Origin of the sequence: Enterobacter cloacae complex sp. IR5459 (genome assembly GCF_049238005.1) — a bacterium.
Taxonomy (GTDB): Bacteria; Pseudomonadota; Gammaproteobacteria; order Enterobacterales; family Enterobacteriaceae; genus Enterobacter; species Enterobacter hormaechei_C.
The window spans coordinates 387,928-413,925 of sequence record NZ_JBMKIG010000005.1 but is presented as its reverse complement, the minus strand read 5'-3'; the positions used below and the strand labels follow the sequence as shown (position 1 = coordinate 413,925).

General features: G+C 53.2%; 29 protein-coding genes. 17 read left to right on the top strand and 12 right to left on the bottom strand.

Features of this window, described 5'->3' with window-relative positions; genetic code table 11:
* Window positions 1–78 precede the first annotated feature (78 nt).
* From ACOTX4_RS13740 to ACOTX4_RS13715, 6 genes are all read left to right on the top strand, one after another.
* Window positions 79–780, top strand: coding sequence for a hypothetical protein (locus ACOTX4_RS13740; RefSeq protein WP_234043673.1), 702 nt, complete (start codon window positions 79–81; stop codon window positions 778–780).
* An 82-nt stretch (window positions 781–862) separates the two neighbouring features.
* Window positions 863–1,102: a hypothetical protein gene (locus ACOTX4_RS13735; RefSeq protein WP_047737181.1), complete on the top strand. Its 240-nt coding sequence runs from the start codon at window positions 863–865 to the stop codon at window positions 1,100–1,102.
* Window positions 1,102–1,422 carry a hypothetical protein gene (locus tag ACOTX4_RS13730; protein WP_111946880.1) on the top strand — a complete coding sequence of 107 codons (321 nt, stop codon included), beginning with the start codon at window positions 1,102–1,104 and terminating at the stop codon, window positions 1,420–1,422. The genes ACOTX4_RS13735 and ACOTX4_RS13730 overlap by 1 nt, the downstream gene beginning before the upstream one ends.
* A 599-nt stretch (window positions 1,423–2,021) precedes the next feature.
* Window positions 2,022–2,174, top strand: a complete 153-nt coding sequence (locus ACOTX4_RS13725) for a hypothetical protein (RefSeq protein ID WP_154816366.1) — start codon at window positions 2,022–2,024, stop codon at window positions 2,172–2,174.
* A 2-nt stretch (window positions 2,175–2,176) separates the two neighbouring features.
* Window positions 2,177–2,500, top strand: coding sequence for a hypothetical protein (locus tag ACOTX4_RS13720; RefSeq protein ID WP_045329934.1), 324 nt, complete (start codon window positions 2,177–2,179; stop codon window positions 2,498–2,500).
* Between the two features lie 29 nt (window positions 2,501–2,529).
* Window positions 2,530–3,456 (top strand): LysR substrate-binding domain-containing protein, encoded by a 927-nt coding sequence (locus tag ACOTX4_RS13715; protein ID WP_022651459.1) that lies wholly within the window; start codon window positions 2,530–2,532, stop codon window positions 3,454–3,456.
* Window positions 3,457–3,461: 5 nt separating this feature from the next.
* Here ACOTX4_RS13715 and ACOTX4_RS13710 read toward each other — a convergent pair whose 3' ends face one another.
* The 6 genes from ACOTX4_RS13710 to ACOTX4_RS13685 form a co-directional block, all read right to left on the bottom strand.
* Entirely contained in the window at window positions 3,462–3,932 is a 471-nt protein-coding gene (locus ACOTX4_RS13710; protein WP_023314369.1) for a hypothetical protein, read from the bottom strand.
* 163 nt (window positions 3,933–4,095) lie between these two features.
* The gene (locus ACOTX4_RS13705) at window positions 4,096–4,812 is read right to left on the bottom strand and encodes an ABC transporter ATP-binding protein (RefSeq protein WP_017384431.1); all 717 of its coding nucleotides are present in this window, start codon (window positions 4,810–4,812) and stop codon (window positions 4,096–4,098) included.
* Window positions 4,809–5,684 (bottom strand): ATP-binding cassette domain-containing protein, encoded by an 876-nt coding sequence (locus tag ACOTX4_RS13700; RefSeq protein WP_045329927.1) that lies wholly within the window; start codon window positions 5,682–5,684, stop codon window positions 4,809–4,811. The genes ACOTX4_RS13705 and ACOTX4_RS13700 overlap by 4 nt, the downstream gene beginning before the upstream one ends.
* Complete coding sequence (gene livM, locus ACOTX4_RS13695) at window positions 5,681–6,955, bottom strand: high-affinity branched-chain amino acid ABC transporter permease LivM (protein WP_045329924.1); 1,275 nt, start codon at window positions 6,953–6,955, stop codon at window positions 5,681–5,683. Before livM ends, ACOTX4_RS13700 begins: the two co-directional genes overlap by 4 nt.
* 11 nt (window positions 6,956–6,966) lie before the next feature.
* Complete coding sequence (locus tag ACOTX4_RS13690; protein WP_003859667.1) at window positions 6,967–7,881, bottom strand: ABC transporter permease subunit; 915 nt, start codon at window positions 7,879–7,881, stop codon at window positions 6,967–6,969.
* A 68-nt stretch (window positions 7,882–7,949) separates the two neighbouring features.
* Window positions 7,950–9,071 carry a branched-chain amino acid ABC transporter substrate-binding protein gene (locus tag ACOTX4_RS13685; RefSeq protein WP_003859669.1) on the bottom strand — a complete coding sequence of 374 codons (1,122 nt, stop codon included), beginning with the start codon at window positions 9,069–9,071 and terminating at the stop codon, window positions 7,950–7,952.
* A 411-nt stretch (window positions 9,072–9,482) separates the two neighbouring features.
* Here ACOTX4_RS13685 and ACOTX4_RS13680 point away from each other — a divergent pair, with 411 nt between their 5' ends.
* Window positions 9,483–10,151 (top strand): YecA family protein, encoded by a 669-nt coding sequence (locus ACOTX4_RS13680; protein WP_003859671.1) that lies wholly within the window; start codon window positions 9,483–9,485, stop codon window positions 10,149–10,151.
* Window positions 10,152–10,467: 316 nt separating this feature from the next.
* On the opposite strand, the gene tyrP is transcribed toward ACOTX4_RS13680, so the two are convergent.
* Window positions 10,468–11,679, bottom strand: coding sequence for a tyrosine transporter TyrP (gene tyrP, locus ACOTX4_RS13675; RefSeq protein WP_045329921.1), 1,212 nt, complete (start codon window positions 11,677–11,679; stop codon window positions 10,468–10,470).
* A 191-nt stretch (window positions 11,680–11,870) separates the two neighbouring features.
* On the opposite strand from tyrP, the gene ACOTX4_RS13670 reads away from it, so the two are divergent.
* Window positions 11,871–12,107, top strand: a complete 237-nt coding sequence (locus ACOTX4_RS13670) for a YecH family metal-binding protein (protein ID WP_003859673.1) — start codon at window positions 11,871–11,873, stop codon at window positions 12,105–12,107.
* A gap of 36 nt (window positions 12,108–12,143) precedes the next feature.
* On the opposite strand, the gene ftnA is transcribed toward ACOTX4_RS13670, so the two are convergent.
* The gene (gene ftnA / locus ACOTX4_RS13665) at window positions 12,144–12,641 is read right to left on the bottom strand and encodes a non-heme ferritin (protein WP_003859676.1); all 498 of its coding nucleotides are present in this window, start codon (window positions 12,639–12,641) and stop codon (window positions 12,144–12,146) included.
* Window positions 12,642–12,841: 200 nt separating this feature from the next.
* Entirely contained in the window at window positions 12,842–13,180 is a 339-nt protein-coding gene (gene yecR, locus ACOTX4_RS13660; protein WP_045329919.1) for a YecR family lipoprotein, read from the bottom strand.
* A 245-nt stretch (window positions 13,181–13,425) separates the two neighbouring features.
* Here yecR and ACOTX4_RS13655 point away from each other — a divergent pair, with 245 nt between their 5' ends.
* Window positions 13,426–14,064 carry an RpiB/LacA/LacB family sugar-phosphate isomerase gene (locus ACOTX4_RS13655; protein WP_003859680.1) on the top strand — a complete coding sequence of 213 codons (639 nt, stop codon included), beginning with the start codon at window positions 13,426–13,428 and terminating at the stop codon, window positions 14,062–14,064.
* 43 nt (window positions 14,065–14,107) lie between these two features.
* On the opposite strand, the gene ACOTX4_RS13650 is transcribed toward ACOTX4_RS13655, so the two are convergent.
* Window positions 14,108–15,526, bottom strand: a complete 1,419-nt coding sequence (locus ACOTX4_RS13650; protein WP_003859681.1) for an MFS transporter — start codon at window positions 15,524–15,526, stop codon at window positions 14,108–14,110.
* Between the two features lie 214 nt (window positions 15,527–15,740).
* Here ACOTX4_RS13650 and azuC point away from each other — a divergent pair, with 214 nt between their 5' ends.
* Window positions 15,741–15,824, top strand: coding sequence for a stress response protein AzuC (azuC, locus tag ACOTX4_RS13645; RefSeq protein WP_003859682.1), 84 nt, complete (start codon window positions 15,741–15,743; stop codon window positions 15,822–15,824).
* Window positions 15,825–15,930: 106 nt separating this feature from the next.
* Window positions 15,931–16,182, top strand: a complete 252-nt coding sequence (locus tag ACOTX4_RS13640) for a DUF2766 family protein (RefSeq protein WP_003859683.1) — start codon at window positions 15,931–15,933, stop codon at window positions 16,180–16,182.
* Between the two features lie 80 nt (window positions 16,183–16,262).
* Here ACOTX4_RS13640 and ACOTX4_RS13635 read toward each other — a convergent pair whose 3' ends face one another.
* A complete protein-coding gene (locus ACOTX4_RS13635) occupies window positions 16,263–17,606 on the bottom strand; it encodes an anaerobic C4-dicarboxylate transporter (protein WP_045896088.1) in 1,344 nt (447 codons plus the stop codon).
* Between the two features lie 576 nt (window positions 17,607–18,182).
* Window positions 18,183–18,686, bottom strand: coding sequence for a non-heme ferritin-like protein (locus ACOTX4_RS13630; RefSeq protein ID WP_003859685.1), 504 nt, complete (start codon window positions 18,684–18,686; stop codon window positions 18,183–18,185).
* A gap of 502 nt (window positions 18,687–19,188) precedes the next feature.
* On the opposite strand from ACOTX4_RS13630, the gene ACOTX4_RS13625 reads away from it, so the two are divergent.
* The 6 genes from ACOTX4_RS13625 (at window position 19,189) to otsA (ending at window position 25,989) form a co-directional block, all read left to right on the top strand.
* Entirely contained in the window at window positions 19,189–19,746 is a 558-nt protein-coding gene (locus ACOTX4_RS13625) for a DJ-1/PfpI family protein (protein ID WP_063937723.1), read from the top strand.
* A 316-nt stretch (window positions 19,747–20,062) separates the two neighbouring features.
* On the top strand, window positions 20,063–21,052 hold the full coding sequence (gene araF / locus ACOTX4_RS13620) for an arabinose ABC transporter substrate-binding protein AraF (RefSeq protein WP_003859687.1): 990 nt from the start codon (window positions 20,063–20,065) through the stop codon (window positions 21,050–21,052).
* Between the two features lie 71 nt (window positions 21,053–21,123).
* Entirely contained in the window at window positions 21,124–22,638 is a 1,515-nt protein-coding gene (gene araG, locus ACOTX4_RS13615) for an L-arabinose ABC transporter ATP-binding protein AraG (RefSeq protein ID WP_063937721.1), read from the top strand.
* Window positions 22,639–22,652: 14 nt separating this feature from the next.
* Window positions 22,653–23,633, top strand: a complete 981-nt coding sequence (gene araH / locus ACOTX4_RS13610; protein WP_003859689.1) for an arabinose ABC transporter permease AraH — start codon at window positions 22,653–22,655, stop codon at window positions 23,631–23,633.
* Window positions 23,634–23,786: 153 nt separating this feature from the next.
* Window positions 23,787–24,590 carry a trehalose-phosphatase gene (gene otsB, locus ACOTX4_RS13605; RefSeq protein ID WP_003859690.1) on the top strand — a complete coding sequence of 268 codons (804 nt, stop codon included), beginning with the start codon at window positions 23,787–23,789 and terminating at the stop codon, window positions 24,588–24,590.
* Window positions 24,565–25,989: an alpha,alpha-trehalose-phosphate synthase gene (gene otsA / locus ACOTX4_RS13600; RefSeq protein ID WP_003859691.1), complete on the top strand. Its 1,425-nt coding sequence runs from the start codon at window positions 24,565–24,567 to the stop codon at window positions 25,987–25,989. Before otsB ends, otsA begins: the two co-directional genes overlap by 26 nt.
* Window positions 25,990–25,998: the final 9 nt, after the last annotated feature.

The following is a 25,998-nucleotide window of genomic DNA, read 5'->3' as shown; positions in this document are numbered from 1 at the left end:
ACAAACCTCGGTTTAGACAAAACAGTAAATATCGAAGGAAACCAGTCCATTTCAGGAGAGAAAAACTTCACTGGCCCTTTGAAAATTACCGCAGCCTATCCACAAATTACTTTATGGGCGACTGCCCAGCCAAACGGCACTTATGGCCGGGTAGTTACATTCGGTAGTGAGGGTAACAAAACCTTCATTGCTGCACGGCAATGGGAAGGTGGAAATAACACTTGCGTGACCTATCTGCCCACTTTTAAGGACGGTTATTTCACATTCTGGACAACCTCAAATACGACAGTAACCTCTGACGGAACCATTAAGCAGGCCTCTCCCATTGCCAGAATCGTTAAGTCTCAGGGAGAGAACCGGCGTACGGATGTTGAAAATGATGGATTCACATGGTGCGGCTGCGGTACGGCGAACGCCGAGGCTGAAGGGATCAAAATCTCGCGGCTGGATGTTGGGGTGTATGTTCTTATCGGCTCGGCAGGCCTGGCATCAGAAGGCTGGCAATTGTTGCCGCCAATGGACCCGGGTGGAATGGGTGAACTGGGTGTTGTTGAAGCAGAGCAGACAGAAAGCGGTGGGCTGACGATTCGGCTTTTTAAGCGGAAATACATGCTGAGCGATGAAGGGGAGATCGTCAAAACAAAAGGGGCTCCTATGGATGTTCCGGCCAACAGCTGGATCGACGTACGCCTCGACATGCCTGATGATAGCATTTGGAATACAAGATCTTCTGAAGCTTCTCTGGAACTGACAGAGCAGCCAGCAGTCATTCAGCCTTAAAAATTAATAGGCGAACCCAAATTGATCTGCATTTCATTTAAAACTACTGTATATAAACACAGTAATAAAGGGAGTGCAGATTATGCCCCGAAATTCAGATATTCAAGCCGCCTTTATTGCGGCCATAGAGCTTAATCCAAAAGGCTACCGCTACCTGAGAACAGACCGCTTCATACAAAAGTTGCGTGGTTTTAACTGGCACTTTACCCGTGACGATGCAAACAAGTGGATAGAGCGCAATCAACCGGGTTTCGCTGATAAAACGACAGACGGTAGCGACAACCGTTACTGGATCCTGCGTAACATGGGGAGGGTGCACTGATGGGATTCGCATCACCAGCTGCTGATTATGTTGAGCGTCAACTTTCCCCAGCAATCCTGTGCAACATCGGGGCGGATAGTAGGTTGCTCGAAACTGATATGGGGTTTGCGGTCATAGAGCCAGCAACGAAAAAGACGCCTGGAGATGTGTTGTTAATTTTGTGCGACGGCCACACACAATTTGCAAAACTCATGGGCAAGGCGCTCATTACGGATGATGGTGAAGCGATTGAGGGAACAGCGCTTGAAGAAGTGGAAGTGCTGGGTAGGGTGACGTTCTTCATCAATCGAGCATTAGATGATGATTGCCCTACAATATAGGTAGATTTTCTACCCTACATCTTTGAAGGCAAATAACCAGCCATAAGCGGCCGGTTTTTTGAGTGGTTTTGGTCGGTACGATAGAATTTTAACCTCCGTTCCACAACACTCCTTTGTCAGTGAACGGATCAAAAAAGTTTCGCCATTATGATTTTTAGTTAACCGTAAGCTTTTGATTCACTGAATCTTAAAATTATGAATTAATGGCGAAAAATTAACGTATGTATCTGATAATTATAGATAACACGCGTGATTTAAAATCCCTCGGCGTTCGCGCTGTGTGGGTTCAAGTCCCACTCCGGCTACCATGGGAAAAGCAGAATAATCAAAGCAATAAGCAGTGTCGTGAAACCACCGAAAGGTGGTTTTTTTGTGCCTGCAATTCCCCCTTCCTGACAACAAATCTTATTTTTCGTGCCTGACCCATGCACAACCATAATTTTTCGATCATTATGCGTTGAGGGCGTTTCCTTATCGCGTAAATTCTTATATCTCCGTTTCATCGATTGCCCTGCGGCAGCTTCGCAGATAACTTCATTTGGATTTTCCTTAGAAAAAGTGGAAGAGCTTGCAAATGGGCTGGGCAAGGGTATCAACAAATGATCAAAACATTGTTCTCCGGCGACAAGCTCTCGAACGTACAGGATATGAACTACGGTTGGCAAGAGGCATCTAAAACCGCAATGGCGCTGGATTTGACCACTGGGAGCATTACGGGATGGCAGATGTACCAGATAGCTAAAGAGAACTGATTATGTCACAAGAATTAGAATTTTCGCTTCATCCACCCGTTTGGCCTGCCATCGTCTATTTTGTTGTATCTGTTGCAATTTTTTTCTTGCTTTATCTCGGGAAACTAAAAGTTAACAGGCTGCATAAATACCCGCTATTTATCGCATATATGGTGTTTGTAATCGCTGTTGCAGCCGTTCAGATAAACATCTTTGCTAATGGCTACGAGTTTGTCCGCAGCTTTTTGCATATCGATTTTGACCCATATCGATATGACTCGGTATATTGGGGATCATTGTTTTTCTCCATGATTTACTTGCTGGCGTTGCCCCGGAACAAGTTTTAGCATAATGAAATTTTCATTTAAGGGACGTTATGTCTTTACCGCCATTGTATGCACTGCGTGCGTTTGAAGTTGCTGCGCGGTTGAACTCCTTCAGTAAAGCCGCTGAAACGCTCAATATTACGCCGGGTGCGGTCAGCAGACATGTTCGTACCCTTGAACTGTGGTTCGACTGCGAGCTTTTCAAAAGGCAAGGTCCTCGCGTGGAGGTCACTGAAGCCGGGCGAGTGCTTGCCGGACAGCTGAACGAGAGCTTCACGAGCATTGAATGGGCCTGCCGGGCATTTCGCAGTGAAAACCATCTGCTGCGGTTAAAAGCACCCAGCACCCTGACCATGAGATGGCTTCTCGACGTGCTGCGATCTTTTCGCAACAACCATGCAAAACCACAGGTTGAGATTGCCAGCGTCTGGATGGACATTGATACCGTTGATTTCAATCTTGAGCCCTACGACTGCGCCATCCTTCTTGGTAATGGCCGTTTTGGTGACACAACGGAGAGTCAGCTGCTTTTTCATGAATGGCTTATCCCGGTTTGTACCCCATCACTTATCGAACCGGCCCGGCAACGGCTTCCGCAATGCGATTTGATCCATCCTTCACCGGACAGACGTGACTGGCGGCGCTGGCTGCGAAGAACAGGATTGTTCCCGGGGCTCGATATGAGCAGCGGTATGGTGTTCGATACCCTTGAACAGGGAAGTATTGCCGCGATGAACGGGCACGGCATCGCTATCGCCGACCTGCATCTCACGCTTGATGCCCTGAAAAGCGGCCTGCTGGGCCTGCCGTTCAGGGAAGCTATTGCGACAGGGGATGGCTACTACCTCGTCTGGCCAAAAAATTCACTCAAAAGAGAGAGCATTCAGCATCTTCTGGCCTGGCTGCAAAACCATACCCCGGTCGTTCCGGCGCTGGATATCGATTATCTGGAATACGATGACAGTCGGGTTTATTAATACCGTTATGAATAAGATATGTTTGCCATCTTTTTATAACGTTCTGGCAAAGCGCTGTTCAGGCTGAGTACCTTATCCAGAATATAAAATGCTGGCGTGTTTTTCTGTTGCTCAGCGTCAATGATTGCCGCGCGTAATAGCGTGGCGGCAGACGAAATTCTGTGAAAATATTCTTCAGTCTCGGGCGTCTGTAATTCACCCGACGTGGCGTAACGCACGTCCGGCCAGCCGGAGAAGTCGAGCAGCGGAAGGGGCTTTCCTGCTTCAGGATGACAGGCTGAAATCAGCGCAGCCGCTTGCTTAGGGTCGCGATGGGCAACGGATAGCATGTATACGCGCTGCGCAAACGGTGACAGAGCCTCAGAGTGATGTTTCGTCGCCATAAGCATGGCCATAAAATCCTGTAAATCATCGGCTGAATCGGTGTCAGGTGGTAATACAGTTTTCAATAACTGATATAACGCATCAAGTGTCATATTTGCCCCGGATCCTCTTATCATTATTATTCAGTTTGCGGCTGAACGTTTTATCGACCCGCGCAAAGGCGGGTCGTGAAGATGATATTTGAATGCGGTCGCATCAGAAAAACGATTAATAATGGCAATCACTGTGAGTTTTTCTCACTATAGCCTTTTCGTTTCACACTCCACCCAGGTACGCCTTCCTCACCTCCGGATCCTTCAGCAACGCCTCGCCGCTGCCGCTTAACCGAATCTGGCCGTTAACCATCACATAGCCGCGGTCGGACAACTTCAGCGCGTGGTGCGCATTCTGCTCGACCAGAAAAATCGTCATTCCGTTACGGGCCAGTTCGCGCAGCGTCTGGAAGATCTGTTTAACCACAATTGGCGCGAGGCCGAGGCTGGGTTCATCCAGCAGCAGAAGTTTAGGACGGCTCATCAGCGCGCGGGCGATAGCCAGCATTTGCTGTTCACCGCCTGAAAGCGTCATCGCCCGCTGGTTACGTCGCTCTTTGAGGCGAGGGAAGAGGTCGAACATGCTTTGCATATCTTCCGCTGCATGCTGATTGCCGACGGGGATTGTCCCCATCAGCAGGTTCTCTTCTACAGACATATCCGGGAAAATGCGTCGTCCCTCAGGTGCCTGCGCGATGCCGCCGGTGGCAACATAGTGGGTAGATTTGTGGCTGATATCCTCGCCGCAGAAGAGGATCTGCCCGTTGCGGATCCGGGGCTGACCAAAGACAGACATCAGTAATGTTGACTTCCCCGCGCCGTTAGCGCCAATCAGGGCCACGGTTTCCCCTTTGTTAACCTCAAGCGAAACCTGCTTCAACGCCTGGATCACCCCGTAGAAAACATCCACATCCTGAAACTGAAGCATCGGTTCGCTCACAGATTTACCTCGCTTTCGTCGGTGCCCAGATACGCGGCAATAACTTTTTCATTGTGCTGGATCTCAGCCGGTTTACCTCTGGCAATCACATCGCCATGATCGAGCACAATGATGTCATCTGAAATGCCCATCACCATCCCCATATCATGCTCGATCAGCAAAACCGTGATGTCATGGTGGTCGCGCAGGAACCGGATGATCTCACTCAGCTTGTGCGTCTCCACCGGGTTCAGGCCGGCAGCAGGTTCATCGAGACAAATCATCTCCGGGCCGGTACACATGGCGCGGGCGATTTCGAGGCGTTGTTGCTGACCATAGGACATTTCCCCGGCCAGACGGTTCGCGCAATCCACCAGATCCACCACCTCCAGCCAGTAAAACGCCCGGTCCAGCGCATCGTTTTCTGCCCGACGATACGCAGGGGTATTCAGCACACCCGCCAGCAGATTGCGGTTGACGCGCATGTGCTGTGCCACCAGCAGGTTTTCCACCACCGACATCTCGCGGAACAGGCGGATGTTCTGAAACGTGCGCGCAAGACCCGCGCGGTTCACCAGATGCGTGCCGCCAAACATTTTATAGAACAGGCGTTGACCAAGCTGCGCCGGGTTGAGCCAGTCGCCCGGCTGGAATTTCTGGCCGAGCACCTGAATGACATTGGTGGTTTTATTTCGTGCATTGAACAGAATGTTGCCGCCGGAGGCCCGGTAGAAACCGGTCAGGCAGTTAAAGACGGTCGTTTTTCCTGCGCCGTTAGGCCCAATGAGTGCGGTAATGGAGCCGCGCAGCACCTCAAGATTGACGTCGTTTAAGGCCTTGATCCCGCCGAAGTGCATCATCAGATGTTCTACACGTAAAATCGTTGCGTTCATGGCGCCACTCCTTTACGCACGGTAAATCCGCTGCGGTTGATGCGGATCAGACCGCGAGGACGCCAGATCATCATCACCACCATCAGCATGCCAAACAGCAGCACCCGGTATTCCGCAAAGCTGCGCAGCAGTTCCGGCGTGACGGTCAGCACAAAGGCGGCCAGTACGACGCCGACGGTGGAGCCCATCCCGCCCAGGACCACAATGGCGAGGATCAGGGCCGATTCAAAAAAGGTGAAAGAGGTCGGGTTAACAAACCCCTGGTAGGTGGCAAAAAACACCCCGGCGATACCTGCCGTCGATGCGCCCAGGGTGAAGGCCGAGAGTTTGACCAGAACGTGATTCAGCCCCATGGAACGGCAGGCAATCTCATCCTCACGGAGCGCTTCCCACGCCCGTCCAATGGGCATTCGGGTCAGCCGGTGTTTAATGTAGAGCACCAGCATGACTACCAGGAAAAGTACCGCATAGATGAAAATAAACTTCATGTTGGGGTTATAGGTCAGGCCGAAGAACTCGTGGAAGGGGACGCCGCCTTCTTTGGCGCGTCGGCCAAACTCAAGGCCAAAAAAGGTTGGGGCAGGGGCTGAAACGCCGTTAGGCCCTCCGGTGAAGTTAAGCCAGTTGTTCAGCACCAGGCGGATGATCTCGCCAAACCCGAGCGTGACGATGGCGAGATAATCCCCGTGCATGCGCAACACCGGAAAGCCAAGCAGGGCGCCTGCGCCCGCGGCCATTAGCGCCGCCAGCGGCAGCATGCTCCAGAACCCAAGCCCCAGATACTGATACCCGAGCGCCAGCCCGTAAGCGCCGATGGCATAGAAGGCGACATAACCCAGATCCAGCAGCCCTGCCAGGCCAACAACAATGTTCAGCCCAAGACCGAGCAGGACGTAGATCAGTCCGAGAATGGCAACCGTCAGAAGGTATTTCGTTGCTACAAACGGGAAGCAGATCGCCAGCGTGACAATCAGCGGAATGATCCAGCGCATGCGGCTTTTATACGCCGGCGGCCGGACATACACGCCCGCATTGTCGGATTCAAACCGCGTCTGTAAACGTCTTCCGGCCGCCGTAGCTGAAAAGGCGCTCAGCAAAAAACGTCCCACCATCACCGTGCCAACAATCCACGCCAGCCGCTGGCCGTCAAAGGTAAAGCTGTAACCATCCAGTATCACACCCGCAATCGGGCCGAAAATAATCAGGGCGATCATTCCGGAAAAAATTGCGTCCAGAATGCAGCGCTTCAGGGAAAAACCGTCAGAGGTCATCGCGTTGTTCCTTACACTTTAGCCACGACAGGGCGGCCCAGCAGCCCCTGAGGACGGAAGATCAGAATTAAGACCAGCAATCCAAACGAGAACACGTCTTTATAATCCGAGTTCACCATCCCGGAGAATTGCGCTTCTGCAACGCCCAGAATCAGCCCGCCAAGCATCGCACCGGGCAAAGAGCCGATGCCGCCCAGCACCGCCGCCGTAAAGGCCTTGATGCCGATAACAAACCCGACGTAAAAATCAAAGGTGCCGTAATTCATGGTGATCAGCACGCCCGCCAGCCCGGCCATGGCTGCGCCGATAACAAACACCAGCGAAATTATTCTGTCGGTGTTGATACCCAGGATGGAGGCCATCTTACGATCCTGCTGTACCGCACGGCACATGCGTCCTAAGCGGGTACGGTTGATAATCCAGGTCAGCACCAGCATGCCCGCGAACGAGGCGATGAGGATAAAGACTTTGGTATAGGTTATCTGGACAAACCCTTCGCCAAGGTGAAAACGCAGCACGCCATCAAGCATGGTGGGCACGCCCTGCTGGCGCGGGCCCTGGCTGAGCTGGACGTAGTTTTGCAGTATCAACGACATCCCGATGGCCGAAATCAGCGGCGCCAGACGCGTCGAGTTGCGTAGCGGCTTATAGGCGATGCGCTCAATCGTCCAGCCATAAACGCCAGTGACCACGATGGTGAAAACCAGCGTTCCCAGGATCAGCAGCGGAAAGGAGTGGAGTCCAAAAAACGCCAGCAGGGCCAGGCCAATGGCCGAGAGATAGGCGGAGATCATATACACTTCGCCGTGAGCGAAATTGATCATACCGATGATGCCGTACACCATGGTGTAGCCGATGGCGATAAGACCGTAGACCGACCCCAGCGTTAAGCCATTAATTAATTGTTGCAGAAAGAATGTACTCATGGTCGCGCACCTGAATAAAGGGTTACGCCGACAGTCAGACCTGCCGGCGCTGAGCAGATTCCGTCCCGTTATGGCACTTCTTTATATTTGCCTTTGTCATCCCACTGGTAGACCACGTAGTCAGAGACTTTGAGGTCACCTTTGCTGTCCCAGGCTTTTTTACCCATCACCGTGTCGACAGGGTTGGCCTTCAGCCACTCGCTGGCTTTTGCGGAATCCGTCCCTTTCGTGGCCTTGAATGCCGCCGCGATAGCCTGCACAGACGCGTAGGCGTAGAGGGTGTACCCTTCAGGTTCAAATTTACCGGTGCGGAATTTCTCGATGACGGCTTTTCCGTCCGGGATCAGGCGCGGATCTTTACCGAAGGTCATGTAAATACCGTTGGTGTACTGTGCCCCACCGGCGGCGGTGACCATCTCTTCATTGACGATACAGTCTCCCGAGAAGAACTTCGCCTGCACGCCCTGTTCACGCATCTGGCGAACCAGCGGGCCCGCTTCCGGGTGACAGCCCCCGAAGAACACCACGTCCGGTTTTTGTGCGCCGATTTTGGTCACCAGCGCGTTAAAGTCTTTCTCCCCGCGGGACAACCCTTCGTACATCACCTCCTTAACGCCGCGTTTCGCAAGCGCCGCTTTAGTGGCATCCGCCAGCCCCTGACCGTAGGTGTCTTTATCGTGGATGATGACCACCCGTTTGGCTTTCAGCTTATCAAGAATAAAATCGCTGGCGACCTGGCCCTGCTGGTCGTCACGTCCGCACATGCGAAATATGTCGCTCATGCCACGTTCGGTAATCAGTGGGTTCGTTGAGCCGGGAGTGATGGAGAGGATCCCGGCATCGCTATAGACCTCGGAGGCGGGCATGGTCGACGAAGAGCAGAAGTGGCCGACGACCGCTTTCACCTTATCCTGATCGACTAAGCGGTTGGCAACGGCGACGGCCTGTTTGGGCTCGCAGGCGTCGTCGCCCTGAACCAGTTTGATTTTCTCACCGTTGATCCCGCCGGCGGCGTTAATGTCTTCCGCCGCCTGCGTAGCGCCATGCCAGTATTGATCGCCGTAGGTTGCGTTCGGGCCTGTGAACGGCCCGGCCACGCCGATGACGATATCGGCCTGCGCGGAAAAGGCCGTCACCAGACAACCGGCCAGCACCAGGGAGAGGGGAGTTTTGGTAAATTTCAGCGACATTATTATGTTCCTTAGCAAAGAGGTTTTTGCACCAGGTATAAACCCGAACGCCTGATGGCATCGTAAATCCAAAAACAAGAGCGAGAACAAAATGCACTTTAGAAGCAATCTCATGCTTAATACGGCGAGGATCCCACGCACCGCGAAGCGCGCAGAACATTAAGCAAAAAGGTTGCCAGAATGGTTAATCCCTTGACCGGGTCACAACACGTTGAGTATAGAGCGCCGTTTTATGCGCCTTTGCGGGATGATATGAATTTACAGCGGAGATCACATCTCCTTAACAACAAAGCCCATAAGTTGTGCAACGGTCACGATTTGCACGTTTTTGCAGCAATAAAGACCTAAACTTCAGATAGGCACGCGCGGCGATATATGTCAGGATCGTTTTTTTTATCAGGAGTATCAGCAATGGCTGAAGGCCCATTAAATGAAAGCGAGATGGCGTGGCTGGAAGAGACATTAATCTCTTACGGTCACGACGATGCATCCGTGATTGACGTGTCCGAACTGGACGGCATGCTTACCGCAGTACTTTCCGGTCCCGTTGTGGTGGAGCCCGACACCTGGCTGGTGGCGGTCTGGGGTGGTGAGAAATATATTCCTCGCTGGAAAAACGATCGTGAGATGAACCGTTTTATCGATCTCTGCTTTAAGCACATGAACGATATTGCCGAGCGTTTGAGCGAATACCCGGATCAGTTTGAACCGCTGTTTGGCTATAACGACGTTGACGGTCAGAGCTATACAGTGGTGGAAGAGTGGTGCTATGGCTACATGCGCGGCGTGGCGCTGACGGACTGGTCATCCCTGCCGGAAGCGCTGGAAGCGGACCTGGCGGTGATTGCCCTGCACGGGACGGAAGAGAACAGCGAGAAGCTGGATGCGCTGACCGAAGAGGAGTATATGGCCAGCATCGAGAGCATTCAGCCTGCGGCGCTGCGCTTGTATAACTACTGGGTGGCTAACCCGCAGCAGCCGGAAGCGAAAAAGCCGATCGTGAACGGGTCGAAGGTGGGGCGTAACGACCCGTGCCCGTGCGGGAGTGGGAAGAAGTTTAAAAGCTGCTGCCTGCATTAAATCATTAATTACTGTGGCCTGAATGGGGCACGGGTGTTGAGTCCCCGCTAAAATCGGCGAACCGGAGACCAGATGACAAGGGCTGGACGCCATGGATGGCGGCCAGAGGCGAATCGAGACAGGATGTCGAGTTGAGCCGACCGCAGGCAGATGGTCGGGAGGTGAGCGCAGTGCGAAGCACCGATTTTCCGCGGGGCCGCGGGGATTGATAAGGGGGCCGCGGCGGCCCCCTTATCCCGTTCACATGCTGTGAAAAAATTATATTCTGTTGATCTTAAGGTGAACGGAACAGTACCTCTGGACCTGTATAAATAAGTTATCCCACTTCCGGCAGCATCCCCGCTGCAATCAAAATCTGCACCAGAATAATCGCCACGCCGCACCCAAACACCACGCACAGCATTGGCGTACCGCCCGCCACGCGATACCCCTGCTGCGGATGTTGCTGGCGGCTCTTCCACGCCAGCAGGGAAGGCAGCAGCAGGGCCAGTACCGATAACGCCACGCCAGCATACCCCAGCGCCATCACAAACCCGCGCGGGTAAAAGAGCGCGAAGGCCAGCGGCGGCAGGAAGGTCATCGCCCCCGTCTGTAAGCGTCCCGCAACGGTATTGCGCCGCTGGAACAGATCCGCCATATAGTCAAACAGGCCAAGCGCCACGCCGAGGAAGGAAGTTGCCAGGGCCAGGTCAGCAAACAGATGTACCGCCAGCTCCACGTGTGAAGAGGCCACCACGTTACGCAGGGCAACCAGGAATCCATTCAGACCAGAATGCTCTGCCATCAGGCCGATAAAGGTATTGGAATCAATACTGCCCAGCGTCACCAGCTGCCAGAACAGGTAAGCAATCAACGGAATGGCGCTGCCGATAACAAAGACGCGGCGTAGCTTGCGAATATCACCGTTCATATAGCTCACGATGCTCGGTACGCTGCCGTGAAAACCGAAGGAGGTGAAAATAACCGGGATGGCCGAAAGCGCCAGACCTTTCTCCAGCGGGAGGGAGAGCAGGTTAATCTTGTGAACATGCGGTGCCAGCAGCACCAGCATCACAACAAGGAAAAGAATTTTGGCGCTGAACAAAAAACGGTTAAACAGATCGACCAGCGATGTGCCCGCGCAAACCACGCCGCCACCAATCAGCGTAAAGACAATGGCGCCTGTTTCCGGTGAAAGCGACGCACCGAAGCCGTCATTGATACTTGACGCAATCAGCTCCCCGGCGCCGCTGATGTAAGCGGCAGTCAGGGCGTACATCAGGAACATCATGCTGAAACCGGCGATCCACTGCCCGTAGCGTCCAAGATAGCGTGCAGCCAGGGAGCCTAAGCCAGTATCGGCAGGGACATGCTGATAAACCTCCAGCAATAATAGCGCGGTGTAACACATCAGGGCCCACAGACCGCCCAGCAGCACTACGGTAATCCCAAACCCGACGCCAGCGGCAGCCAACGGCATGGCCAACATTCCTGCGCCAATTGTCGTTCCGGCGACGATAAAAATACTTCCCAGAGTTCTGTTCTTCACGCTTTCCTCTACAACGCTTCCATACCGCGACTCATTCTGCGGCGCAGAGTAAGGGAAAAGCCCCGTCTCGTCAAATCACCGTTACATAGTGTGTAATGATTAATTTACAAAAAGAAAAGGGTAACCTGAGCCAGCGCAAAGCGTGCCGTGGAGGGAGCGTTTAGTCTGCTTTTTATTTACGAGAGGTAACCATGTCAATTCACGGACACGACGTGCTGAATATGATGATTGAGTCAGGTGAGCGGTATACTGAGGAGAGTCTGGTTGAGGCGATACATGCCCGCTTTGGCGAAGCGGCGCGTTTCCATACCTGTTCAGCTTCAGAGATGACGGCCGCGGAGCTGGTGGCGTTTCTGGCGGCGCGCGGAAAATTCATTCCGGCAGCAGACGGATTTTCCACTCACGAAAGTAAAATTTGCCGTCATTAAATAAAGCGGTGCTGAAAACTCAGCACCGCTTTTCTGTTAATTCTGCGTGTCGAGCGTCGACAGCTCTTTATCAATGAAGTACAGACCTTCCCCGGATTTACCTGCCAGAGATAATTTATCCAGTACGGATTTAAATAGCTTCTCTTCTTCGTGCTGTTCAGCCACATACCACTGAAGGAAATTAAAGGTTGGATAATCCTGGCTGGTCATGGCGGCATGAGCCAGTTCATTAATTTTCTGGGTGATCAGCTGTTCGTGCTCATAGGTGGCGCGGAACAGTTCATCAAGAGAGCCGTATTCGGCAAAAGGGGATGCCACGTTATCAATACGCGGCAGGCTGCCGGTGTCCGTCAGGTAATCAAACAGACGCTGCATGTGCGTCATCTCTTCCTGGGCATGACGACGCAGGAAGGCGGCCGCTCCTTCAAAGCTGTGATAGCTGCACCAGGCGCTCATCTGCTGATAAAGCAGGGAAGAAAAAAGCTCAAGATTCATTTGCGCATTGAGCTTGTCGATCATTTCAGTTTTTAACATGGTGCAGCTCCGGTTTATTAATTCTGGTTCACGATGAGCGACACTATAATTTGTTATTTAATTATTTGCAAAAAGTAAAATAAATATTTCTTTATTAAAAATACGAATGGGAATAAAACGCATTGCCGCTATTTATATTTATTAATGAGAATTGTTTTAGTTCTTATTAAATAAACTGCCAGCGTGACTGGCAGTAGCGGTTAATACCACGGATTCTGGCTGGAAGAGGTAACAGCATATCCCTGACATTTATACTGAATGGTCACACTTTCGTTCAGACAGAGTGAACCGCTGATCAGGGTGCAGGTTTTAATTGGCTGCCCGTAGGCTGACGCGGTGGCGTAGCCCATATGTTGACAGGCTTTGGTTGCCGTACCGTTATTAACATACTCATCAGACCAGGCGTTTTGCAGCATGGCCTGGCCATAGTCGAGGCGCACAATTCCGTTTGGGGCATCCGTACTGCTGATTTCTGCCTGACGGTTGATACTGCACCCGGCGAGCAACAGGATCGTTCCGGCTATGATTACACGTTTCATGGTTCACTCTGCGTGACGGGAAATACGCCATTGTAACCAACGCGATGTGACGCAATGGCCGGAATAGCCGGAGGATCTGCCCTCTCACTGTGCAACGAGCCGGGCCACCGCGCGAAATTGTGAGCGCATCTTTGTTTTTTAAAACAAGTTTTCACTTAATTTGAAAGTGTGTTTGTTTGATAGTAAGGTTAAGTGGAAAAAGTATCCACAGCGGGATCGCCCGCCATGCATTCAGGAGAGACAAGATGAAAATTGCACTGATGATGGAAAACAGCCAGGCCGCTAAAAATCCCATCATCCTTAATGAGCTGAAAGCCGTTGCTGATGAGAAAGGTTTCCCGGTCTATAACGTCGGTATGAGTGATGAGAACGATCATCATCTCACCTATATTCACCTGGGCATCATGGCGAGCATTCTGCTTAACGCTAAAGCTGTCGATTTTGTTGTCACCGGCTGCGGTACCGGGCAGGGCGCGTTGATGTCCCTGAACATCCATCCGGGTGTGATTTGCGGTTACTGCATCGATCCTGCGGATGCCTTCCTGTTTGCGCAAATCAACAACGGTAACGCGCTTTCTCTGCCTTTTGCGAAGGGCTTCGGCTGGGGGGCAGAACTGAACGTACGCTTTATCTTTGAGAAAGCGTTTACCGGACGCAATGGCGAAGGTTATCCACCAGAGCGTAAAGAGCCGCAGGTGCGTAACGCCGGGATCCTGAACCAGGTGAAAGCGGCGGTGGTGAAAGAAAACTATCTGGATACCCTGCGAGCAATCGATCCTGAGCTGGTTAAAACCGCCGTCTCAGGCCAGCGCTTCCAGCAGTGCTTCTTCGAGAACTGCCAGGACAAAGAGATCGAAGCCTTCGTGCGCGGTATTGTTGGCTGATTCCGTTTTGCCGGGCGGTGCGTTGCCTGCCCGGCAGATAGCGTTACTTTTTCGATGAGACCGCGCTGCCTGCATCTTTGGTCAGACGCAGCGTGTCAACCATTCCCACCAGGCAGATTAGTGCGATCGCCACAAATGCCAGCCGGAAGCTCATTCCCGGCATGCCGGCAATCCCCATCGCCTCACTGACTTTTTCCCCGATACGAATACCAATCGCCCCGAGCGTGATCCCAAGCCCCACGGCAAGCTGCGTTGCGGTTGAAAACAGAGTATTGGCATAGCTCATCTGCACCGATGGCACATCCGCAAAAGCCAGCGTACTGATGGCTGTAAACTGAATCGAACGGAAAACGCCGCCCAGATAGAGGATCAGCATGACGAGCCACGCGGGCGTCTGCGGCGTCAGAAACGCGCAGGCCAGCAACGCCAGGACATTCAACGCACCGTTAATCAGCAACAGCCGCTTAAACCCCAGGCTGCGGATAAGCGGCGTCGTCGCCGGTTTAATGGTGAGATTGCCAACGAAAACCGCCAGCACCAGCAGGCCCGAATGGAACGCGTCCATGCCAAAGCCGACCTGGAACATCAGCGGTAACAGGAACGGAACCGCGCTGATGGAGGCGCGAAACAGCGATCCGCCATACAGGGTGACGCGAAACGTCGGCACCTGCATCGCATCGAGTCTGATCATCGGCCAGGTTGTCCGCTTAAAGTGACGCAGTGCCAGACTTAACGCGACGATACCGACGATAAACAGCGTGGCGGTTAATCCTGTTCGCAGAGGCTCTGCGCCCATCAACTCCATCGCATAAACCAGGCTCACCATGGCAAGGGTGGTGACAACAAAACCCGGTAAATCAAACGGTCGGCGCGTATCTTCATGCAGGTCTGGAATGATGCGCAGTGCCAGCAAAATGGCGATTATCCCCAGCGGCACGTTAATAAAGAAGATCCAGCGCCAGTCGGCATAGCTGGTAATGAACCCACCCAGCGGCGGGCCGATGATCGGCGCGACCAGCGCAGGCCACGTCAGGGTGGCGATTGCCGTGATGAGCTGATGTTTTGGCGTGGTGCGTAGCACGGCCAGGCGACCCACGGGCACCATCAGCGCGCCACCCATGCCCTGAAGGACGCGCATCGCGACGAACTGATCGAGCGTGGTGGACAGGCCGCAAAATACCGAGGCCAGCGTGAAGATTGCCAGCGCGAGGGCAAACACTTTTCGCGCGCCGAAGCGGTCGGCGATCCAGCCGCTGGCGGGGATCAGCACGGCCAGGGTGATCAGGTAGGCGCTGATGCCGATATTCAGATCCACGGCCTGTACACCGAAGCTTTTTGCCATGTCCGGCAGCGCGGTGGCAATCACCGTCCCGTCCAGAAACTCCATAAAGAAAGCACCGGCCACCAGCAGCGCCGCAGGCGATAATCCACGGCTCTCTTTGCCGGATACGTTTTCACTCATTCTCTTCCTGCCCGCTCAAAAAATTTTATAAACATTTACTGGAATTTATAAGACTGTAACGTGCAGATTTATCATGGCTTTTTTTAACAAACCAGCAGCACTGAGGGTTTAATAACCGTGATGCAGGTCACAAAATGGTTGATTTTTGTGATGGTGGTCATATTATAAGCGTATTGACAATAACACCTGCATAACACGTTACTGGAGCAACATAATGAAACTGCGCAAAATCCTGAAAAGCATGTGGGCAAACTACTGCACAACGTTTAAAGACGTCCCACCGGGTGCGATGTTCTGATAAAAAAACCTGCTTCGGCAGGTTTTTTTATGTCTGCGGACGACGAGAGGGAGATGGAAGGGCGTCTGTTTTGCTACTATGGCGGCCTTTGAATAAGGAGAACCCCATGTCACAAAACCTGAGCGCCGATCAGGAACTGGTATCTGACGTCGTCGCCTGCCAGCTGGTTATCAAACAAATCCTTGATGTGATTGACGTTATCGCGCCGGTTGAGGTACGCGAAAAGATGTCGACCCAACTGAAAAACATCGATTTCACCAACCATCCTGCTGCGGCGGACCCGGTTACGCTCCGCGCGATCCAGAAAGCGATTGCGCTGATTGAACTCCGCTTCACACCGCAGGGTGAGTCACACTAAAATAAACCGATGTTTTAAAATTAGAAACCCTTTTCTGCTTTTACGTCGAAGGGCGACAAAGCCTGTCGCCCGCAGAAGGATCAGAAGAACGTCTGCACCAGCAGATAGCTCACCACGCAGGCACAGCTGACGCCAATCAGCCCCGGCAGAATAAAGCTGTGGTTGATGATGAATTTACCGATGCGGGTGGTACCGGAGCGATCGAATCCGATACAGGCCAGATCGCTCGGATAGGTCGGCAGCACAAAGTAGCCGTAGGATGCCGGGAAGAAGGCCACCAGCATTTTCGGCTCGATGCCCAGCATCAACCCCATCGGGGCGACCGCGGTCAAGGCCGCAGCCTGGCTGTTGACCAGTTTTGATACCAGGAACAGCACGATGGCATACGTCCAGGGATGACTCTTCACCACCCCCTCCAGCGCCATTTTCAGCTCGTCGAGATGCGCCTGAAAAAAGGTATCGCTCATCCACGCCACTCCAAACACCGAGAAAATCGCGACCATCCCCGCCTTAAATACCGCCCCGTTTGAAATGGCCGACGCATTTACCTTGCAGGTCATCAGCATGATGGCCCCGGCGATCAGCATCATCATTTGAATGACAAGGTTCATCGACAGGGCTGTCATTTTGCCTTTGATCTCAAACGCCGGACGCAGCTCGGGCAGCGCACCCAGCAGGACCACAACGGCAATCCCGGCGAAGAAGATCCACGTTGACCAGTAGGCCTGTTTCGGGAAACGCTGATCCATCAACGTCTCCGTTCCTCCATAGATAAACTCCCGCTGTTTCGGATCTTTCAGCTTTTCCTGAAATTCAGTATCGTCTGCGAGGTTTTTCCCCCGGCGCAGGCTCCACAGTGCCGCAATGGCAACGCCAGACAGTGAGGCCGGTACGGAAACGGCGAGGATTTCGAGGATCCCCCACGCGTGACCGATGCCGTGCTGCGCACCCAGAATCGAGACCAGCGAAACGACGGCCACGGAAACGGGGGAGGCGGTGATCGCCATCTGAGAGGCCACCGAGGCCACCGCCATCGGCCGTTCCGGGCGAATGCCTTTTTTCAGGGCGATATCCGCGATAATGGGAAACATGGTGTAGACGACGTGACCGGTCCCGCAGAGGAAGGTCAACATCCAGGTGGTAAACGGTGCGAGAAGGGTGATGTGCTGGGGATGTTTACGCAGCAGGCGCTCTGCGAATTGCATCATTACATTCAGGCCACCGGCCGTCTGTAGCGTGGCCGCACAGCCGATGACGGCGAGGATTGTGAGCATCACGTCAACCGGTGGTTTACCGGGTTGCAGACCAAAGACAAAACTTAAAATAAACAGGCCGATACCGCTTATCAGCCCCAGGCCCATCCCGCCGAAGCGGGTGCCTATCAGCAGGCAGAGAATAATGACAATAAACTCAATGGTGATCATGATGCTCCCTCGTTAATGAATGTAATTAAACAAATCATTACACGATGTATGGTTATTCATTGGGAGCAAGATCTGATTTGTTAAATGTCAGCAAAAGCAGGGAGTTGGTACCCACTCCCTGACGGGCTGAGGGATCCCCAGTAATTTGAAAGCAAAAGCGATAACGTTGCCTTCAGAATAACTGAAGGCTTTCAGCGATGCCTCGGTCCGGCTGTAAATCGCTGAGGCGTTTCCTGTAGGCCGGGGCGAGGCGCAGGGATGCGCCGAGAGGGCGGGCTTTACAGGGATGTTACCTCCGCCCGTCCCCGATAAGCCGGAAGGAATAAGCCGAAGGTACCGCGAAGCGGCGATTTTCCGCCGGAAGCCCGGGTCGCCAGGGTGGTGGCGACTGAGCCACCCTGGCACGTTCACCGGTTATGCCGTGACAGAGTAGCAAGGAACATAAAGTGAACGGAATGACCACCAGAGCCGTATGTTCCCCCTCACCCCAGCCCTCTCCCTCAAGGGAGAGGGGGCCGTCTGTGCAGGCATTATTTTGTGGGGAACTCTCAGCCCTGACGGGAGCGGGTGAAGGACTTAGTGGTGTTGCACGGTAGCAATGTCGAGAAGATGGCGGTCCGTCTGCTCCAGACAAATCCCCGCACGTTTCGCGTTGCGGATTTCATCTGCGAGCGTCTTCAGCAGCATGCCATCCTGCTGCTGCTCTCTGTCCATATCGCGTAAAAACGTGAGGGTAATGATGTCCTGTTGCGCTTTGGCTTCATCAGCCAGTTTGCTCAGCTTCGCACAGCGTTGCTCGTACTCTTCGAGCGTTTTCTGAAACAGTTCTTCCAGAGAAGTGTAATTATCTTCAATCGTTTCAAGCTCTTTGACGGTAGGGTTTGCCCCGACAGCTTTCAAAAAGTTAAAGACACGCATCATGTGCGTGACGTTACTTTGCGCCTGAGTACGAAAGAAGGTGGCAGTGCCGTTGAGGCTTTTTCTGGAACACCACGCGCTCAAATGCAGATGCAGATTTGAAGCATAAAACTCCAGGTTCATCTGGGCATTCAGTTTTTGCATCATCGTTTGGGTAGTCATTCTCATATCCTTATTGACTGTGGGACTTGATGTCCGCTACTTAACCTGACCCGGCAGGTATTCACGATTGAATGGCGGAAATTGATTTCTGCAAGGTAAAAACTCGAAAATTCACTTCCTGTGTTCGATTTAAATAAGCATACGCTTCTCTTCGACTTAAGAAAACTCTTAATTGGGCTGTGTTTACCATAGATTACAAATTTAAATATAGCCCAGAATAGAAAGAAGGTTACGAGATTGGTAATTATATAACATGTTGATTTAAAAGGGTGTAAAATCAATTTTGCTCATTTTTATCGTTTCAGGAAACGTTCTTTGGCGGGAAATTCTGTAAAAGTGATAAATCAGAAATAATATTTGCAAATATATCCTGTCGTATCAAATTTGAGCTAAATCAATTTTCACTCAATATACGGTTCTGTGATCGCGGCGCAAGATTGTGATCTGATAAAGCGAGAAAATGAAACGATGTTTTACATTGTTTCATTATTTGAGGTTTATGATGGCTAACGTTGCGGTGCTGCTGGCACCTGGTTTTGAAGAAGCAGAAGCGATTATCACTATTGATATTCTGCGGCGTTTACAGATTGAGGTGGAGACGCTGGCCTGCGCGGAGTCCCGTGCGGTAGTGAGTTACCATAATATCCCCATGGTGGCTGACAGTACGTTAACGGAGCGCATTAATAAGCTGTATGACGCGGTCGTATTGCCCGGTGGGCCGCAGGGGAGCGTCAATCTTGCTGCTAACCAGGAGGTGATCCGCTTTGTTTCCGCGCATGACGAGCACGGCAAACTTATCTGCCCGATCTGCTCTGCGGCCGCGCGGGTGCTGGGCGGTAACGGGCTACTGAAGGGGCGCCGCTACGTCTGTTCCGGCGATCTGTGGCAGAGCGTTGATGATGGAGTATATGTAGATGCGCCGGTCGTGGAGGATAATAACCTCATCAGCGGCAAGGGGCTGGGGCACGCTTTTGACTTTGCGCTGACGCTCTCTGCTCGTTTGTTGGGTGTCGACGCCCCCGTGCGCGATCATGCTGAACACATCTATTACCGCTGGTAAATTTTCTGCCGGACGCTAAGGCGTCCGGCTTACAGGGATTTCTTAGCTGACCTTATGGATAATCCTGCTTAACTCCTTTCCATTTGTAGGACAATTACGTCCTTTTTTATGTCATTTTTCGCTGAATTTATGTACGCAATTACTGTAATTCTGCGGTGTGATGTCGCTCTCTTATGGATGATTAATTTCCCGCTAAAACTATCTCCAGCAATAACGCTTATAACAAGGTAAGCGCTAATGCCTTGTTTTAAGTCCGATTAAATAAGTTGTTCGCCATTATTCCCTACAGATAAGAATGCTTAAGCTGGAGTTTACCATGCACAAATTTACTAAAGCGCTGGCGGCCATCGGCCTGGCTGCCGTTATGTCACAATCCGCTATCGCTGAAAATTTAAAGCTCGGTTTTCTGGTTAAACAGCCTGAAGAACCGTGGTTCCAGACCGAATGGAAATTTGCTGATAAAGCCGGAAAAGATTTGGGATTTGAGGTAATTAAAATCGCTGTACCTGACGGTGAGAAAACGTTGAACGCCATTGATAGCCTGGCGGCCAGCGGTGCGAAAGGTTTCGTTATCTGTACGCCGGATCCAAAACTGGGGTCAGCGATTGCCGCGAAAGCGCGCGGTTACGACATGAAAGTGATTGCGGTGGACGATCAGTTCGTGAATGCCAAAGGCAAACCGATGGATACCGTTCCGCTGGTAATGATGGCGGCCACTAAAATCGGTGAGCGTCAGGGCCAGGAGCTCTATAAAGAGATGCAAAAACGCGGCTGGGATGTCAAAGAGACCGCCGTGATGGCTATTACCGCAGACGAGCTGGACACCGCCCGTCGTCGTACCACCGGGTCCATGGACGCCCTGAAAGCGGCTGGCTTCCCTGAAAAACAGATCTACAAAGTCCCGACCAAATCCAACGATATTCCGGGCGCCTTTGATGCGGCGAACTCCATGCTCGTCCAGCATCCGGAAGTGAAGCACTGGCTGGTGGTGGGGATGAACGACAACACCGTACTGGGTGGCGTGCGTGCAACGGAAGGCCAGGGCTTTAAAGCACCGGACGTGATCGGGATCGGCATTAACGGCGTTGACGCCGTGAGCGAACTGTCTAAAGCGCAGGCGACCGGCTTCTATGGCTCACTGCTGCCAAGCCCGGATGTCCACGGCTATAAATCCAGCGAAATGCTCTACAACTGGGTGACCAAAGGGGCTGAACCGCCGAAATTCACTGAAGTGACCGATGTGGTGCTGATCACCCGCGATAACTTCAAAGAGGAGCTGGCGAAAAAAGGACTGGGCGGTAAGTAATACGCTGTGATTGCGCCCCTCCCTCACCGTGAGGGGCCAGACGTACACACTACAGGAATCACGGAGTCGTTATGCAACAGTCTGATCCGTATCTCTCTTTCCGCGGCATCGGTAAAACGTTCCCCGGTGTAAACGCGCTGACCGATATCAGCTTCGACTGCTATGCCGGCCAGGTTCACGCCCTGATGGGGGAGAATGGCGCGGGAAAATCCACGCTGCTAAAAATTCTCAGCGGCAACTACACGCCCACCACCGGCACGCTGGCTATTCGCGGCGAAGTGGTGGCCTTTGCCGACACCACGGCAGCGTTAAATGCGGGCGTCGCCATCATCTATCAGGAGCTGCATCTCATTCCTGAAATGACCGTGGCGGAGAACATCTATCTGGGCCAGCTTCCGCATAAAAGCGGCGTGGTCAACCGCTCGCTGCTCAATTATGAAGCGGGCTTGCAGCTCAAGCACCTTGGGCTGGATGTCGATCCGCAAACGCCCCTTAAGTATCTCTCCATCGGCCAGTGGCAGATGGTGGAAATTGCCAAAGCGCTGGCGCGTAACGCCAAAATTATCGCCTTCGATGAGCCAACCAGCTCGCTCTCGGCGCGTGAAATAGAAAATCTCTTTCGCGTGATCCGCGAGCTGCGCAAAGAGGGCCGCATCATTCTGTACGTTTCTCACCGTATGGAAGAGATTTTTGCCTTAAGCGATGCCATCACCGTGTTTAAAGATGGACGCTACGTGCGCACCTTCACCGATATGCAGCAGGTTAATCACGATCAGCTGGTGCAGGCGATGGTCGGACGCGATCTGGGGGACATTTACCACTGGAAACCGCGCGAGTATGGCCCGGAGCGTCTGCGTCTGGATAACGTCAAAGCCCCAGGCGTGCGCACGCCCATTTCACTCTCGGTGCGCAGCGGCGAAATCGTCGGGCTGTTTGGCCTTGTGGGGGCAGGGCGCAGCGAGCTGATGAAAGGGCTGTTTGGCGGGACGCGCATAACCCAGGGCCAGGTTTTCGTCGACGGGAAAAAGGTCGATATTCAGAAGCCTGCGCAGGCGATTAACGCGGGGATTATGCTCTGCCCGGAGGATCGAAAGGCGGAGGGCATTATTCCGGTGCACTCGGTGCGCGACAACATCAACATCTCTGCCCGGCGCAAGTTTATCCGCGCGGGATGTCTGATTAACGACGGCTGGGAGGCGAGCAACGCGGATCACCATATCCGTTCGCTGAACATTAAAACCCCCGGCGCTGAACAGCTGATCATGAACCTGTCCGGCGGTAACCAGCAAAAAGCCATTCTGGGGCGCTGGCTATCGGAAGATATGAAGGTCATTTTGCTGGATGAACCAACGCGCGGTATTGACGTGGGGGCGAAACACGAAATCTATAACGTCATCTATGAACTGGCAAAACGTGGTGTGGCGGTCCTGTTCGCCTCCAGCGATCTGCCCGAGGTGCTGGGCGTCGCCGACCGCATTGTAGTGATGCGTGAAGGCGAAATTGCCGGTGAATTGCTGCATGAACAGGCGAATGAACAACAGGCGTTGAGTCTCGCCATGCCTAAAGTTAGCCAGGCTGTCGCCTGAGTAAGGAGTCAATGATGTCCTCTGTTACTACATCCGGAGCGCCGAAGTCGGCTTTCAGTTTTGGCCGCATCTGGGACCAGTACGGCATGCTGGTGGTCTTTGCTGCCCTCTTCGTCGCCTGCGCGATTTTTGTGCCGAACTTCGCCACGTTCATCAATATGAAGGGGCTGGGGCTGGCTATCTCCATGTCCGGCATGGTGGCCTGCGGAATGCTGTTCTGCCTGGCGTCCGGTGATTTTGACCTGTCGGTCGCCTCGGTGATTGCCTGTGCAGGCGTCACCACTGCCGTGGTGATCAACATGACCGAAAGCCTGTGGATCGGCGTGCTGGCCGGGCTGCTGCTCGGCGTGTTGAGCGGCCTGGTGAACGGGTTTGTCATTGCGCGCCTGAAGATTAACGCCCTGATTACGACGCTGGCGACCATGCAAATCGTGCGCGGTCTGGCCTATATCATCTCCGACGGGAAAGCCGTGGGGATTGAAGACGAGCGTTTCTTCACGCTGGGCTATGCCAACTGGCTGGGGCTGCCTGCGCCAATCTGGCTGACGGTAGGCTGTTTGATCCTGTTCGGTTTCCTGCTCAACCGCACCACCTTTGGCCGAAATACCCTGGCGATTGGCGGCAATGAAGAGGCGGCGCGTCTGGCGGGTGTCCCGGTCGTACGGACCAAGATCATTATCTTCGTGCTTTCCGGGCTGGTATCGGCGGCGGCGGGGATTATTCTGGCGTCGCGCATGACCAGCGGCCAGCCTATGACCTCCATTGGTTATGAGCTGATCGTTATCTCAGCCTGCGTTTTAGGGGGCGTTTCCCTCAAGGGCGGCATCGGAAAAATCTCATATGTGGTGGCGGGGATCCTGATTCTGGGGACCGTGGAGAACGCCATGAACCTGCTCAATATTTCTCCGTTCTCTCAGTACGTCGTACGCGGCCTGATCCTGCTGGCAGCGGTGATCTTCGACCGTTACAAGCAAAAAGCGAAGCGTACCGTCTGATTTATTTTTAGCCACTAACCTGCTCAACTATTAACCATAGTTGACCCCCTGACCGGCCCGCCAGTTTTGTTGACGGGCCGGTTGCTAAATGGCGAGCACCGTCACACTGTCTATACTTACATGGCTGTTTTGTTCACTGTAAGGAGGATTAGGGTGGCTGACTTGTTAACCGCACCGCCTGTACTGCCCGGAAAATTTGCTTTCTTTTTTGACCTCGACGGGACGCTCGCCGGGATTGAACCGCATCCGGATGACGTTGTTGTACCGGACACGGTGTTAGAGAATTTGCAGCAGCTCTCCCGACAGAACGAGGGGGCACTGGCATTGATTTCAGGGCGCTCAATGGCCGAGCTGGACGTGCTCGCCAGTCCTTATCACTTTCCGCTGGCCGGTGTGCACGGAGCGGAGCGCCGCGATATCCATGATCAACTGCATATAGTTTCACTCCCCGACACGCTGATTCAGGCGCTGCATGCGCAACTCTCTTCGGCTCTGGAAATGCTTCCCGGTACGGAACTGGAAGCCAAAGGCATGGCTTTTGCGCTGCACTACCGTCAGGCGCCCCATCATGAGGCGGCGATATTTTCGATAGCAAGAAGCGTGGCCGAAGCCCATCCGGAGCTGGCGTTACAGCCGGGTAAATGTGTGGTCGAGATTAAACCGGCAGGAATTAACAAAGGCGCTGCCATTGCAGCGTTTATGGCGGAAGCGCCGTTCAAAGGGCGTACGCCAGTCTTTTTTGGGGATGACCTGACCGACGAGGCCGGGTTCAGGGTGGTAAACCAGGCCCAGGGCATGTCTGTCAAGGTTGGATCTGGTGAAACCATTGCCGGATGGCGGCTGGATAATGTCGCCAGCGTCTGGCAGTGGATATCTGACGTCGCTAACCAGCAACAACAACAAATAGCGCAAAACAACGGGAGAAATCATTATGGGTCGCTTAGTCGTCGTCTCTAATCGCATCGCACCGCCGGATGATAAAAAAGCCAGTGCCGGTGGCCTGGCGGTCGGGGTATTAGGTGCCCTCAAAGCCGCGGGTGGTCTCTGGTTTGGCTGGAGCGGGGAAATCAGTAATGAAGAGAAACCGCTAAAAAAGGTGTCACGGGGCAATATCACGTGGGCCTCCTTCGCCCTTAGCGAGAAGGACTATGATGAATATTATTCCGAGTTCTCAAACGCCGTGCTGTGGCCAGCGTTTCACTATCGTCTGGATCTGGTGAAATTCCAGCGTGAATCCTATGAAGGCTACATGCGCGTCAACGCGCTGCTGGCAGATAAACTACTGCCGCTGATCGAAGAAGACGATATTTTATGGATCCACGATTATCATCTGCTGCCTTTCGCCAGGGAGTTGCGGAAACGGGGTGTGAATAACCGAATCGGTTTCTTCCTGCATATTCCGTTCCCGACCCCGGAGATCTTTACGGCGCTGCCGCAGCACGAGGAGATCCTGGAGGCGCTGTCAGATTACGACCTGCTCGGTTTCCAGACGGAAAATGACAGGCTGGCCTTCCTCGACAGCGTGTCGGGCAAAACCCGGCTGGTCACTCACGGCGGTAAATCTCATACCGCGTGGGGACGAAATTTCCATACCGAAGTCTACCCGATCGGTATTGAGCCAGACGAAATTGCCGAGCAGGCCTCCGGTCCGCTGCCGCCGAAGCTTGCCCAGCTCAAGGACGAACTCAAGCACGTTAAGAATATCTTTTCGGTTGAACGACTGGATTATTCCAAAGGGTTGCCGGAGCGATTCCTCGCCTATGAAACCCTGCTGGATAAATTCCCGCAGCATCATGGCAAGATCCGCTACACCCAGATAGCGCCGACCTCGCGCGGTGAGGTTCAGGCCTACCAGGATATTCGTCACCAGCTTGAGACCGAAGCAGGGCGCATCAACGGGCGCTATGGCCAGCTCGGCTGGACTCCACTTTTCTATCTGAATCAGCATTTTGAGCGCAAAATCCTGATGAAAGTGTTCCGCTATGCGGACGTCGGGTTGGTCACGCCGCTGCGCGACGGGATGAATCTGGTGGCAAAAGAGTATGTCGCAGCACAAGATCCTGCTGACCCGGGCGTGCTGGTGCTGTCCCAATTTGCCGGTGCGGCAAACGAGTTAACCTCAGCGCTGATTGTGAACCCTTACGATCGCGATGACGTGGCAAATGCCCTGAATCGCGCGTTAACCATGCCGCTTGCGGAACGCATTTCACGTCATTCGGAAATGATGGAGACCATCGTCAAGAATGATATCAACCGCTGGCAGGCGCGTTTTATTGACGATTTACGCGCGATCCAGCCGCAAAGTCAGGAAGGTGATCTGCAAAAAAAGATCGCGACCTTCCCTAAACTCGCCTGATTTCCTTCG